This is a genomic window from Planctomycetota bacterium (assembly GCA_035384565.1).
In the GTDB taxonomy this organism is placed as follows: Bacteria; Planctomycetota; PUPC01; order DSUN01; family DSUN01; genus DAOOIT01.
This window is the reverse complement of record DAOOIT010000064.1, coordinates 18847-32009: the sequence shown is the minus strand read 5'-3', so window position 1 is coordinate 32009 and position 13163 is coordinate 18847. Positions and strand designations below refer to the sequence as shown.

Genomic DNA, 13163 nt, shown 5'->3' with positions numbered 1-13163 from the left:
TGCCCGTGCGCCAGGGCGGGCGCATCTACGTCCAGATTCACGACCCCGCGCGCCTGAGCGACAAGCTGCTCATCGTGCCCCAGCCGATGATGTTCCTGCTCGCCCACTTCGACGGCGCCCACACGATCGTGGACATCCAGGCCGCCCTCCTGCGGCAGTTCGGCGAACTCGTCCACAGCGACAGGCTCCGCGAGATCGTCCGGCAGCTCGACGACGCCCTGCTGCTCGACAGCGAGCACTTCCGCCAGCACCTCGCCGCCGTGACCGAGGAGTTCCGCGCCCGCCCTGTGCGCCTGCCGGCCAGCGCCGGGGCCGCCTACCCCGCCGAGGCGGCCCCGTTGGCCGAGGCGCTCGACGGCTACTTCACCGCCGCGGGAGGGCCAGGGCTCCCCGGCCGAGCCGGCGGCGATGCCCGGCTGACGGGGCTGGTCGCTCCGCACATTGACTTCCACCGCGGCGGCCCGTGCTACGCTCACGCCTACAAGGCCGTCGCAGAGCACTGTCCCGCCGAGCTCTTCATCGTCCTCGGCACCGCCCACTTCGCGCGGGGAGCGCTCTACATCCTCACGCGCAAGAGCTTCGAGACCCCGCTCGGCACGATGGCCACCGACGCCGCACTGGTGGATGCCCTGGCCCAGCGCTACCGCCGCCAGCCGTTCGACGAGGAGCTCGTGCACAAGACCGAACACTCCATCGAGTTCCAGGTCGTGTGGCTCCAGCACGTGCTGCGCGGTCGGCGGGCAATCCTCCTGCCGATTCTGTGCGGGGCGATGGACGAGCGGGTCGGCGACAACGCTTCGCCGCGGGATGTGCCGGAGATTGCCGACTTCGTGGCCGCGCTGCGCGACGTGGTGCGGGAGAGCGGCCTGCGGGCCTGCATCGTCGCGGGGGCCGACCTGGCCCATGTGGGCCGCCAGTTCGGCGACGAGTTCGACCTCACCCCGCAGGTGATGGCCGACGTGGAGCAGGCCGACCGCGCCCTGCTGGCGCACGTGGAGGCGCGGGATGCCGACGCCTTCTACGACGCGCTCCGGGCCGACGACAACGCGCGGCACGTCTGCGGCGGGCCGCCCATCTATACCCTCCTGGCGGCGACCGACGCCGCCTCCTGCCGCCTGCTCGACTACCGGCAGGCCGCCGACTACGAGGCCCAGCGCGCCGTCACCTTCGCCAGCCTGGCCCTCTATGCCTGAGCGCCGGCCTTGGCGAGCTGGAGGTCGAGGGTGCACGCCAGGCGCCCCTCGGGATCGGGGCCGCAGCAGTTGCACGAGATGCAGGTCGCACGGGTGCTCGTGCCCTCGCGCAGCTTCCGCGGCAGCTCCGGCTCGCGGATGAGCGGGCGGCACAGCGACACGAAATCGGCGGCTCCGCTCTCGAGCGCCGCCTCCATGACGCTCAGGGACCGGAAGCCGCCCACGCAGATCAACGGCACGCGCACGTGCTGGCGGAACTCGCGGGCGAAGGGGATGAAGTAGCCCTCCTTCTCCGGGGCGTCAATGTGTTTCCGCACGATCTGGTCGGCGGTCTCGGCCATTCCCGCGCTGATCTCGATCCCGTCCACTCCTTCGGCCTCCAGCCAGGCGGCGATGCGGCAGCTCTGGGCGAGGGTGAGGCCGCCCTCGATGAAGTCCTCGGCATTGAGCTTCACAAGCAGCGGAAACTCGCGCCCGAGCGCCGCGCGGATGCGGCGGACCGCCTCCAGGGGGAACCGGGCGCGGGCTTCGAGGCTGCCGCCCCAGGCGTCGGTGCGGCGGTTGGTGTGGGGCGATAGGAACGAGCTCATCAGGTACCCGTGGGCGCAGTGGAGCTGCACGCCGTCGAAGCCGGCCTCGCGGCAGCGGCAGGCGGCGGTCACGTAGCTGTCGAGCAGCGGCTCGATTTCCTCCGGGTCGAGCGCGCGGGGCCTGAGGCCGGTGGTCTTCTCGACCACGGCGGACGGTGCGACCGGGCGCTTGCCGCCGATCAACTCGGGGCGGGTCTGTCGGCCCGCGTGGTTGATCTGGCACACCACCTTGCCGCCGTTCCCCTGCACCGCCTCGACGACGGCCTTCAGCCCGGGCAGCATCTTATCGGAGTGCACGCCCATCATCCCCTCGCTGGCCTTGCCGTCGGCGCGCACGAAGCTGTGGCCCGTGATGAGCAGGCCCACGCCGCCCCGGGCGAGGCGAGCGTAGAACTGGGGGACCGACGGCGGCGCGCTGCCGTCGCTCCGGCACATCTTCTCGCCCGTGGCCGAGCGCACGAGGCGGTTCGGGAGTTCGAGAGCGCCGAGCCGAGCCGGCGTGAAGACCGTCGTCATGCGGAATCTCCTGGGGAGGGCCACAGGGTCAGGGCGCGCCGAGCACAAGGCGGCCGAGGTCGCCCACGGGCTGGCCGGCCGCGTCGCGCACCTCGAGGATCACGCGGGCCGTTCGCGGGGGAACGTCGGCGGCCCGATTCAGCGTGAACGGCCGCAGCGGCGTCACGAATCCGCACCCCAGGCGGGCCAGCTCCGCGCCATCCGCTGCCTGGAACACCAGGTCGGCCCGGCCGACATAGAACACGCCGAAGGCTCCGGCCAGCCACGTGCGGCCGCCTCCCTGGAGCAGCTTGAGGGGCGACGACACGACGCCCGCCTGCGTGACGTCCACCACCGGCCCGCGGCAGCAGGCGGCCCACCAGTCCTGGACCAGCATCGAGGTCTCGCCGGGCCCGAGCCGCGTCGGCGTGCCGAAGCACTGGACCTCGATGAACGGGTACGGGGTGAGGGCGGCGCCCGCGCTGAGGATGGCCTTCTCGGGCACGCGGCACTTCTGCACGAAGACGTAGCCCGAGCGGCGGTCGGCCAGGGCCACCCAGGGCAGCTCGGGGTCCACGAGGGCCTTGCCGAACTCGCGGGCGTAGCGCAGCGTGAGGATTCCCGGCAGTTCGCGCGTGTTCCATTGGTCGGAGCCGCGTCGCGTGCCTTCCCCGCCGGTAACATAGGTCACGCCCCCCTTGTGAGCGCTCTTGGCGCTCAGGGGGACGTAGAGCGTCAGGTCGCCCGAGGGCCGCTCGTTGCCCCTCAGGATACCGTCGGGGACCGCGACGCCCTTGAGCTGGAGGACGCTGTGGATGCCCCACTCCTGGGAGACGGGCCGCAGGTTGGTCAGCGTGTCGGTGATGCGCAGGCGGGTGCAGCCTGGGAAGAGCTCGAGCCGACGCACGAGGCGGGTGCCGCTGGCGAGGTCGGGCGGGCTGGTGAGGTCCACGGCGGCGGCGCCGCCCTCGCCCTGGGCGGCCTCGGCCTCGTAGCGGCCCATGAACAGGTCGGGCGGGTAGCTGCTCTGGAGCCGCACCCACCGGTCTTCGGGATGAAGCTGGGTGAAGGAGCCGCCGAAGTAGCGGTACCCCGGCCCACGCTGGGCGTCTACGGTCGCGCCGAGATCGGGTTTGCCGATGAACAGGAAGTTGCACTCGCCCAGAGCGTATTCGAGCGGCCGCCCCCCGATCTGGGGCACGGCGGTGACGCGCACGAGGCCATTGGTGAGACGCCAGCACTGACGCCAGCCGTGGAACGAGGTCTTTCGCGCAACCGGTACTCCCTCCGCGGAGCGGGCGCCCAGGAGGCCCTCCACGAGAGAGCACGAGACAGCCAACACGCAGCCCAGCAGGCACATGGCAATGGGGAGGACCGTGCGCCCGACGACCACCCAAGGCAACGGGGGATGAGGAGAGGCGGGGTCAGTCCCCCTTCGGGTGCTTGACAGCTTGGCCATCCCTGATGATCTGCTTCATCATCTGCGCCACCCCCTGGACTGCCGGGTTCGGGTCGCTCAGGGCGGCGTCGAGCAGCGGGTAGAGGGTCTCGTCGCGGTACTCCTGGATCGCCACGCAGGCGCCCTCGCGGAGGCGGGCCTCCTCGCTCTGCATGAATTTCTGAATGAGGTCCTTCGCCTCGGGGGCGCCCTGGTAGGCCAGAGCGATGATGGCCCAGTAGGCCTCCTCGGTGTCCTGGCCGTTGGCGTGCTTGAGCAGGAGCTCGGTCGCCTCGCGGTTGCCGCGGAGCATGCCGAGGCCGGTGATGCCGACGATGCGCGCGCGGATCGAGTCCTTCTCGAGCAGCTTCTTGAGGCCCTCGAGGCCGCGCTCCTTGACGAAGGCCTGGATGGTCTGGCGGTTGTCGCCGGCGCCGGAGCGGAGGACGGCCTCGACGCCTGGGTCGTCGGGCGGGCGCTCCTTCTCGCCGCAGCCAACGCCCAGAACGCATGCCGCCATGCACAAGAGGGAGATACCGCGCGGGACTCTCATCGGCGTGGCCTCTCTGCCGCGGAGCGGCGGGCGCCATCGGCTGACTACCAGCCCGGGTTCCAGTTCTTGTAGTCGGGCTCCCAGTAGTCCAGGCGCATCTGCTGGGGGTCCTTGGCCAGCGTGATGCTGCCGTCGAAGTGGAGGATGTTGCCGCCGCCGCTGTGCCGTTTCAGCACCCGCACGGGGTGCTGGTACGCGTGCCAGCGTCACCCACAGCCGCCGTATTGCCAGGTGCCTGGCTCCGATTCCGACAGCAGGATGCCCTGGCCGAAGTTGGTTACTTCCTGAATCTGGTGGTACTCGTAGTAACGGCTGATCGTGTCGGTGCCGCCGCGGTGCCACCAGCCGTACTTGGCGAGGCCCATGTAGGAGACGATGGGGCCCTGGTCGCAACGGTAGTCGCTGGTGTCGCTGGGGCACCGCACGCTGGGCGCGCCCGAGGTGGCCGGGGTGCGGGCGCCGTTGGCATAGCCGCTCACCCAGGGGGTGAGGCCCAGGTAGTGGCCGGGGTCCTGATAGTTGTTCCAGACGGCCGGCATCAGGGGGTTCACATCATCAATGTTCTCGTAGCGGGGCTCGTAGCCGCCCGGCTTATAGATGTCGCCCATCCGCTTGCGGATGTTGTTCCAGTAGGTGTAGCCCGGCGCGCTGCTGCCGACGGCGCTGGGCGGCGGGAAGGTCTTGGCCCCAGGGGTCTTGAGGAATAGCGCCCACTGGTCCCACATGTACTTGATGTAGCTCTTCTGCTTCTGCTTCTGGAGGTCGGCGCGCCACTTGCCGCCGGAGAGGCCCAGCTCGCCCACCCAACGCTCGTGCCACATGGCCGGCAGGAACTGGCCGTAGGTCTGCGTGTAAGTCATCATGAGCTTGTGGAGCTGGGAGAGGTTGGTGCGGCAGTTGGCATTGCGCGCGGCTTCCTGGGCTGCGTACATGGCCGCGACGACCAGCGTCGAAAGGACGATGGCGATGCCCGCCACCGTGAGGAGTTCGACGAGGGTGAACCCGCCTCGCCTGGCTCTGAATCCGGTCATTGCCGTAACTCCTGAACCTGTCGCACCTTGTGCTCGCCTGAGGCGCCGGGCGGCGCTTCCTCTGGCGACTCCCGCCGCTCCTACCCTATCATATCGCCCGGGTGCCGACCCGTCAAGTGCTTTTCGCCCTGGGGGCCGGGCAAGTCGCGGTTGACTCACCGGTGCACTTGTGCTTCTCTAGTTATCCCCCAACAGCGGTTCGTTGGAGGCCGACTGGCCGTGACACAATTTCGGATCACGATTTTCGGGGCGGGCAGCCGGATGATGCGCGACGAGCGCGCGGGCATCGCCGTGCTCGAGGCGCTCGGGCGCCGCCCGCTGCCGCCCTGCGTGTCGTTGCGCGAGACCGGCACCGACGGCTACGGCCTCGTGAACGACTTGGAAGATACGGACGTGGGGATTATCGTGGACTGTGCGGACATGGGCCTGCCGCCGGGCACCGTGCGCGCCTTCTCGCCCGAGGAGGTGGAGAGCACGGTGCGCGACCGGCGGATGTCGCTCCACTCGGTGAACCTGCTCGGCGTGGTGCAGCTCGCGCAGCAGCTCGGGCACAGGGCCAGGGTGCGGATCGTCGGCATCCAGCCCCAGGTGGTCGAGTTGGGCGACGACCTGTCGGAGGCGGTGGCCGCCGCCATCCCGCGGGCCGTGGAACTGGTCGAGCGCGAGATCGCCACCGCCCTGGTTCCGCCCCGACCCGCCGAGGCCTCAACGCCGCCACCGCGCGATTGAAGCCGATAGGCGCTCCTGGTAGAATATCCGCATCAGGAGGAGCGCCACTCGATGAGCCGACTCAGCAGCATCGAAGAAGCCGTCCGCGAGCTTCAAGCGGGCCGGATGATCATTCTGGTGGATGACGAGAGCCGGGAGAATGAGGGCGACCTCGTGCTGGCCGCCGACAAGGTCACGCCCGAGGCCATCGCCTTCATGGCCAAGCACGGCAGCGGCCTCATCTGCCTGGCCCTCACTGCCGAGAAGGTGGACGAGCTCCAGCTCCCGCTCCAGCCCCAGCGGGGGCCGTCGCGCTACGGCACGGCCTTCACGGTCTCCATCGAGGCCCGCGAGGGGATCAGCACGGGGATTTCAGCGCATGACCGCGCCACGACGATCCGCACGGCGGTCGCCCCACACTGCAAGCCGTCGGATCTCTGCACTCCCGGCCACGTGTTCCCCCTGCGCGCCCGCGAGGGCGGCGTGCTGGCGAGAGCCGGGCAGACCGAAGGCTCGGTGGACCTCTGCCGCATCGCCGGGCTGACGCCGGCCGGCGTCATCTGCGAGGTGATGAACGACGACGGCACCATGGCCAGGATGCCTCAGCTCGAGAAGTTCGCCGAGCGCCATTCGCTGCGCATCTGCACGGTCGCCGATATCATCGAGTACCGCCGGCGCACGGAGACGCTCATCCGCCGCGCCGTGAGCCCCGTGCGCCTGCCCACGCTGTGGGGCACCTTCGAGCTGCTCTGCTACGAGAGCCAGGTGGATGCCGACCCGCATCTGGCCCTCACGAAGGGCCTCGTGTTCAACAACGCCAGGGAGCCGCAGCCGCTGGAGGAGCCCGTGCTCGTGCGGGTCCACTCCGAGTGCATCACCGGCGACACCCTGGGCAGCCTGCGGTGCGACTGCGGCGCCCAGCTCCATGCGGCCCTCGAGCAGATCGAGGCCGAGGGGCGAGGGGTGCTCCTCTACATGCGCCAGGAGGGCCGGGGGATCGGCCTCGCCAACAAGCTGCGCGCCTATCTCCTCCAGGAGCAGGGCCTCGACACCGTGGAGGCCAACGTCCGCCTGGGCTTCAAGGCGGACCTCCGCGACTACGGCATCGGCGCGCAGATCCTGCGCGACCTGGGCCTCCGCCGCATCCGCCTGCTCACCAACAACCCCAAGAAGCTCCACGCCCTCGCGGGCTTCGGCCTCGAGGTCGTCGAGCAAGTGCCCCTGGTCGTGCGGCCCACGGAGCATAACCGCCAGTATCTCGAGGCCAAGAAGCGCAAGCTGGGGCACACCCTCCGCCTCGATTGACCGCCCGGAGGCCCGCCTCTGTGGCCGCCAAGCCTGCGCTGAGCCGCTCGGCCCGTGGCCGGCGGGCTTGCCACGGCTGCCAATGTGGCAGCGGCGAACAACGCACCATAAGCCACTCCTCACCGCAAGTCGCACCAGCCATTAGTTTTATGGCTACGACTCAAGCAGAAGTTAGTTCGGCACGTTGTTTGCTTCCGTTCCGATACGGGTGGCGGCCTGCCAAAGTGGCGCGCATGGATGCGTCGCCCTCTGTGCCGCGGCCGCCCGAACCCGCGAGGAGAAACCAATGGCTTCGAAAAAGATCATCGGCATTGACCTGGGCACGACCAACTCGGTCGTGGCCGTGATGGAGGGGGATAAGCCGACCGTCATCATCAACCAGGACGGCGCCCGCCTGACCCCCTCGGTGGTCGGCTTCACCGACCGCGGCGAGCGCGTCGTGGGCGTTCAGGCCAAGCATCAGGCCATCACGAACCCCACCAACACGGTCTACTCGATCAAGCGCTTCATGGGCCGCCGCCACAACGAGGTGGCCAGCGAAGAGAAGCTGGTGGCCTACAAGATCGTGGGCCGGCCCGACGAGCTGGTGAAGGTGGACATCGGCGGCAAGCAGTACACGCCGCCGGAGATTTCGGCCATGATCCTGCGCAAGCTGGCCGAAGCCGCCGAGGACTACCTGGGCGAGAAGGTCGAGAAGGCCGTGATCACCGTGCCCGCCTACTTCAACGACAGCCAGCGCCAGGCGACCAAGGACGCCGGCGAGATCGCGGGCCTCAAGGTGATGCGCATCATCAACGAGCCGACGGCCGCCGCCCTCGCCTACGGCCTCGAGAAGAAGAAGAACGAGAAGATCGCCGTGTACGACCTGGGCGGCGGAACCTTCGATATCTCGATCCTCGACGTCGGCGACGGCGTCTTCGAGGTCCTCTCCACCAACGGCGATACGCACCTGGGCGGCGATGACTTCGATAAGGTGGTGATAGACTACATCGCCGAAGAGTTCAAGAAGCAGCACGGGATAGACCTCCGGAAGGACCCCATGGCCCACCAGCGCCTCAAGGAGGCGGCCGAAAAGGCCAAGTGCGAGCTCTCCACCTCGATGCAGACCGACATCAACCTGCCGTTCATCACGGCCGACGCCTCGGGGCCGAAGCACCTGCACATGTCGCTCACCCGCGCCAAGCTCGAGCAGCTCACCGAACCGCTCATCGAGCGCACGCGCCGTCCCGTCGAGCAGGCCCTCAAGGACGCCAAACTGCGGCCCGAACAGATTGACGAGGTGGTGCTCGTGGGCGGCATGACCCGCATGCCGGCCGTGGTGGCCATCGTGAAGGAGATCTTCAAGAAGGAGCCCCACAAGGGCGTCAACCCCGACGAGGTGGTCGCCGTCGGCGCGGCCATCCAGGGCGGCGTGCTGGCCGGCGAGGTGGACGACGTGGTGCTGCTCGACGTCACGCCCCTTTCGCTGGGCATCGAGACGCTCGGCGGCGTGATGACGAAGCTCATCGAGCGCAACACCACCATCCCCACGCGCAAGACCGAGGTCTTCTCGACCGCCAGCGACAGCCAGCCGGCCGTGGACATCCACGTGCTCCAGGGCGAGCGCGAGATGGCGGCCGACAACCGCACCCTGGGCCGCTTCCAGCTCGCCGGCATTCCCCCGGCTCCGCGCGGCGTGCCGCAGATCGAGGTGACCTTCGACATTGACGCCAACGGCATCCTCAACGTCTCGGCCAAAGACCTCGGCACCGGCAAGGAGCAATCCATCATCATCAAGAGCTCCTCGGGCCTCAGCCGCGACGAGATCGACAAGATGAAGAGAGAGGCCGAGGAGCACCGCGAGGAAGACAAGCGCAAGCGCGAGCTCGTCGAGGAGAAGAACCGCGCCGAGCAGATGGTCTACGCGGCCCGCAAGACGCTCAAGGAGCACGGCTCGAAGGTCAGCGAGGCCGACCGCGAGGCCATCGAGAACGCCTGCAAGGCCGTGGACAAGGCCCGCGAGGGCGACGACGTGAGCGAGGTGCGCCGCTCGCTCGAGGAACTCGAGCAGGCGATGCACAAGCTCTCCTCGGCCCTGTACGAGGAAGTGGCCAAACAGCGCGCCGCCCAGAGCGCAGCCCAGGGGGCCGCCTCGGCCGAAGGCGCCGCGCCCGACGAGGAAGCGCCCAAGAAGGGCGACGACGTCATTGACGCCGAGTACGAAGTCAAGGACGACGACAAGTCCTGATTCCTGACTGCCGATGGCCGGTCTCCACCGGACGAGCGGGCCTTCCCCTCCATCTCCGCGGGGGCCGGCCACGGAGATTGGGGGGTGACCCATGGCGTTCCGCTTCGATAAGTTCACCATCAAGGCCCGCGAGGCCGTGCAGGCCGCGCAGCAACTGGCCACCGACTACGGCCACCAGGAGATTGACGGCGTCCACGTGCTCGCCGCCCTGATGCACCAGAAGGACGGCGTGGTGCCGGCGCTCCTCGGCAAGCTGGGGGCCGATCGCGCCGCTATCCTCAAAGGCATCCAGGACGAGCTGGCCCGCCGCCCGAAGGTCTCGGGCGGCAACCAGTACCTCAGCCCGGCCCTCAACGCCTCGTTCGAGAGGGCCTGGGACGAGGCCCGGCGGCTCAAGGACGAGTACATCTCGGGCGAGCACCTTCTGGTCGCCCTCGCCTCCGACGCCGCGGCGCCCTCGGGCGCGATCCTTCAGCGGGCGGGGGTCACGCCCGACGCCGTCTTCCAGGCCCTCAAAGAGGTCCGCGGCGGCCAGCGCATCACCGACGAGAATCCCGAGGAGAAGTACCAGGCCCTCCAGCGCTTCAGCCGCGACTTGGTGGAGCTGGCCCGCGCGGGCAAGCTCGACCCCGTGATCGGCCGCGACGAGGAGATCCGCCGTGTGGTGCAGGTGCTCTCGCGCCGCACCAAGAACAACCCCGTGCTCATCGGCGAGCCCGGCGTGGGCAAGACGGCCATCGTCGAGGGCCTCGCCCAGCGCATCGTCGAGGGCGACGTGCCCGAGGGCCTCAAGAACAAGCGCGTGCTCGCCCTCGACATCGGCGCCCTCGTCGCCGGCACCAAATACCGCGGCGAGTTCGAGGACCGCCTCAAAGCCGTCCTGCGCGAAGTGGCCGAGGCCGAAGGCAGCGTCATCCTCTTCATTGACGAACTGCACACCGTCGTGGGCGCCGGCGGCGCCGAGGGCGCCGTGGACGCCTCGAACATGCTCAAGCCCGCTCTCGCCCGCGGCGAGCTGCGCTGCGTGGGCGCCACCACGCTGGACGAATACCGCAAGCACATCGAGAAGGACGCGGCGCTCGAACGGCGCTTCCAGCCGATCTACGTCGGCCAGCCGACCGTCGAGGACACCATCGGCATCCTCCGCGGCCTCAAGGAGCGCTACGAGGCCCACCACGGCGTGCGCATCCAGGACAGCGCCCTCGTCGCCGCCGCCACGCTCTCGCACCGCTACATCCCCGACCGCTTCCTGCCCGACAAGGCGATTGACCTGATTGACGAGGCCGGCTCCCGGCTGCGGATGGAGATCGACAGCAAGCCCGCCGAAGTGGACGCCGTGGAACGCCGCGTGCGCCAGCTCGAGATCGAGCGCGAGGCCCTCAAGAAGGAGAAAGACAAGGCGTCGAAGGAGCGCCTGGCCAAGGTCGAAAAGGAGATCGCGGAGCTCGGCGAGCAGCTCACCGCCCTCACCGCCCACTGGGAGCGCGAGAAGGCCCTGCTCAAGGACATCCAGGACATCCAGGCCGCCGTGGACAACGCCCACGTCGAACTCCAGAGGGCCCAGCGCGAAGGCAACCTCGAGCGCGCCGCCGAAATCCGCTACGGCACCCTGCCCCAGCTCCAGCGCGACCTCGAGGCCAAGAGCCAGAAGCTCGCCCACCTCCAGAAAGACCAGTCCATGCTCAAGAAGGAGGTGGACCCCGAGGACATCGCCGAGATCGTGTCGAAGTGGACAGGGATCCCCGTCTCGCGCCTCCTGGAGGGCGAGCGCGACAAGCTCGTCAAGATGGAGGAGCGGCTCAAGCGGCGGATCGTCGGCCAGGACGACGCGATCACCGCGGTCTCCAACGCCGTCCGCCGCGCCCGCTCGGGCCTCCAGGACGCGCGTCGCCCCATCGGCTCGTTCCTGTTCCTCGGCCCCACCGGCGTGGGCAAGACCGAGCTGTGCAAGGCCCTCGCCCAGTTCCTCTTCGACGACGAGAACGCCATGGTGCGGCTCGACATGAGCGAGTTCATGGAGAAGCACTCGGTCGCCCGCATGATCGGCGCCCCGCCGGGCTACGTCGGCTACGAAGAGGGCGGCCGCCTCACCGAGGCCATCCGCCGCCGCCCCTACGCCGTCATCCTCCTCGACGAGATCGAGAAGGCCCACCGCGAAGTCTTCAACATCCTCCTCCAGGTGCTCGACGACGGGCGCCTCACCGACGGCCACGGCCGCACCGTGGACTTCCGCAACACCGTGGTCATCATGACCTCGAACATCGGCAGCCAGTGGATCCGCGACCTGGCGGGCGAGCACAATGAGGCCAAGATGCGGGCCGCCGTCACCGAGGCCCTCAAGAGCGAGTTCCTCCCCGAGTTCCTCAACCGCATAGACGAGGTCGTCATCTTCCACCCCCTCGCCCGCCAGCACATCCGGGCCATCGTCGAACTCCAGCTCAAGGACCTCCAGAAGCGCCTCGCCGAGCGCCGCCTCACCCTCCAGCTCACCGACGCCGCCAAGGAGCGCCTGGCCGAAGAGGGCTACGACCCCGTCTACGGCGCCAGGCCCCTCCGCCGCGTCATCCAGCAGCGCATCGAGAACCCCCTCTCCCTTCGCATCCTGGAGGGCGACTACACCGAGGGGCAGACCATCAAGGTGGATGCCACCGACAAGGGTTTCACCTTCCGCTAGGAGCCCAATGCCTCCTCCCATCGCGTTCGCCAAGCTCTCCGGCAGCGGGAACGACCACATCTGCGTGGACAACCGCGACGGCCGGTTCGAGGCGCTCCTGACCCAGCCCGAGCGGGCGGCCCACTTCGTGCGGACGCTTTGCCAGCGCGGCCTGGGCGTGGGCGCCGACGGGCTGATCTTCGCCGGCCTGCCCGCCAACCCCTCCGAGGCCGATGTGGCGGTGCGCCACTTCGACCCCGACGGCACCGAGGCTGAGCTGTGCGGCAATGGCTCGGCCTGTCTCGTCCGCTGGGTCATCGAGAGCGGCTGGGTCCCGGGCAAGGAAGTGCGGATGGAGACGCCCTCGGGCGTCGTGCGCGGCCGCAAGGACGTCGCGGGCTACATCCACGTGTGCATCCCCGAGCCCTTCGACCTCCGGACCGACGTGCCGATCACCGCCGCCCGGCGGCATTGGACGCTCGACTATGCCGTCACCGGCACGCCGCACGTGGTGGCCTATGTGGACGACGTGGGGAAGGTGGACGTGGCCCGTTGGGGCGCGGCCATTCGCCGTCACGGGCGTTTCGCGCCCCGCGGCGTCAACGTCAACTTCACGCAGGTTCTCGGCGTCGGCGAACTCGCGGTTCGCACCTTCGAGTTCGGCGTCGAGGCCGAAACCCTCGCCTGCGGCACAGGCTCCACCACCGCCGCCCTGATGGCCGCCCGCCGCTTCGGCTGGCCACGCGACTTCACGTGCGGCAGCGAACCCGTCCGAGTCCACACCCGCGGCGGCGACGTGCTCAAAGTCTACTTCCTCATCGAGGACGATGGCTCGATAGTCAAGGTCTGCCTGGAGAGCGTGGTGCGGTTCCTCTACAATGGAACGCTGCACCACGAACTGGCAGCACGCGCGCTGGATTGAAGGGGATGAATGGATGGGTGGATGAATGGAGGGATGGAGGAACCCTGA

The 13163-nt window shown here is 69.0% G+C and carries 11 protein-coding genes; 6 read left to right on the top strand and 5 right to left on the bottom strand.

The genetic code is table 11. The annotated features are described in order from the left end of the window. Positions 1–1193, top strand: a 1193-nt coding sequence (gene amrB, locus PLE19_19240) for an AmmeMemoRadiSam system protein B (GenBank protein HPD17084.1), incomplete at its 5' end; no start/stop codon positions are given. On the opposite strand, the gene PLE19_19235 is transcribed toward amrB, so the two are convergent. From PLE19_19235 to PLE19_19215, 5 genes are read right to left on the bottom strand one after another with little or no spacing between them, the layout of a single operon-like run. Continuing rightward, positions 1184–2299: an NADH:flavin oxidoreductase gene (locus PLE19_19235; GenBank protein ID HPD17083.1), complete on the bottom strand. Its 1116-nt coding sequence runs from the start codon at positions 2297–2299 to the stop codon at positions 1184–1186. The two genes, amrB and PLE19_19235, sit on opposite strands and share 10 nt — an antisense overlap. 28 nt (positions 2300–2327) lie before the next feature. Next, a complete protein-coding gene (locus PLE19_19230) occupies positions 2328–3737 on the bottom strand; it encodes a hypothetical protein (protein HPD17082.1) in 1410 nt (469 codons plus the stop codon). Continuing rightward, a complete protein-coding gene (locus PLE19_19225; GenBank protein HPD17081.1) occupies positions 3703–4269 on the bottom strand; it encodes a HEAT repeat domain-containing protein in 567 nt (188 codons plus the stop codon). The genes PLE19_19230 and PLE19_19225 overlap by 35 nt, the downstream gene beginning before the upstream one ends. 44 nt (positions 4270–4313) lie before the next feature. Further along, positions 4314–4451 carry a hypothetical protein gene (locus PLE19_19220; protein HPD17080.1) on the bottom strand — a complete coding sequence of 46 codons (138 nt, stop codon included), beginning with the start codon at positions 4449–4451 and terminating at the stop codon, positions 4314–4316. Between the two features lie 24 nt (positions 4452–4475). Next, the gene (locus tag PLE19_19215) at positions 4476–5300 is read right to left on the bottom strand and encodes a hypothetical protein (protein ID HPD17079.1); all 825 of its coding nucleotides are present in this window, start codon (positions 5298–5300) and stop codon (positions 4476–4478) included. A 219-nt stretch (positions 5301–5519) separates the two neighbouring features. On the opposite strand from PLE19_19215, the gene PLE19_19210 reads away from it, so the two are divergent. From PLE19_19210 to dapF, 5 genes are all read left to right on the top strand, one after another. Continuing rightward, positions 5520–6029 carry a hydrogenase maturation protease gene (locus PLE19_19210; GenBank protein HPD17078.1) on the top strand — a complete coding sequence of 170 codons (510 nt, stop codon included), beginning with the start codon at positions 5520–5522 and terminating at the stop codon, positions 6027–6029. Positions 6030–6080: 51 nt separating this feature from the next. Beyond that, positions 6081–7313 carry a bifunctional 3,4-dihydroxy-2-butanone-4-phosphate synthase/GTP cyclohydrolase II gene (locus PLE19_19205; GenBank protein ID HPD17077.1) on the top strand — a complete coding sequence of 411 codons (1233 nt, stop codon included), beginning with the start codon at positions 6081–6083 and terminating at the stop codon, positions 7311–7313. Positions 7314–7521: 208 nt separating this feature from the next. Then, positions 7522–9540 (top strand): molecular chaperone DnaK, encoded by a 2019-nt coding sequence (gene dnaK / locus PLE19_19200; protein HPD17076.1) that lies wholly within the window; start codon positions 7522–7524, stop codon positions 9538–9540. 91 nt (positions 9541–9631) lie between these two features. Beyond that, positions 9632–12214, top strand: coding sequence for an ATP-dependent chaperone ClpB (clpB, locus tag PLE19_19195; protein ID HPD17075.1), 2583 nt, complete (start codon positions 9632–9634; stop codon positions 12212–12214). Between the two features lie 7 nt (positions 12215–12221). Continuing rightward, positions 12222–13115 (top strand): diaminopimelate epimerase, encoded by an 894-nt coding sequence (dapF, locus tag PLE19_19190; GenBank protein HPD17074.1) that lies wholly within the window; start codon positions 12222–12224, stop codon positions 13113–13115. Positions 13116–13163: the final 48 nt, after the last annotated feature.

Coding starts and splice junctions, on each gene's coding strand:
- PLE19_19235 (HPD17083.1), bottom strand. CDS start 2,299: ATGACGACGGTCTTCACGCCGGCTCGGCTCGGCGCTCTCGAACTCCCG.
- PLE19_19230 (HPD17082.1), bottom strand. CDS start 3,737: ATGGCCAAGCTGTCAAGCACCCGAAGGGGGACTGACCCCGCCTCTCCT.
- PLE19_19225 (HPD17081.1), bottom strand. CDS start 4,269: ATGAGAGTCCCGCGCGGTATCTCCCTCTTGTGCATGGCGGCATGCGTT.
- PLE19_19215 (HPD17079.1), bottom strand. CDS start 5,300: ATGACCGGATTCAGAGCCAGGCGAGGCGGGTTCACCCTCGTCGAACTC.
- PLE19_19205 (HPD17077.1), top strand. CDS start 6,081: ATGAGCCGACTCAGCAGCATCGAAGAAGCCGTCCGCGAGCTTCAAGCG.
- clpB (HPD17075.1), top strand. CDS start 9,632: ATGGCGTTCCGCTTCGATAAGTTCACCATCAAGGCCCGCGAGGCCGTG.
- dapF (HPD17074.1), top strand. CDS start 12,222: ATGCCTCCTCCCATCGCGTTCGCCAAGCTCTCCGGCAGCGGGAACGAC.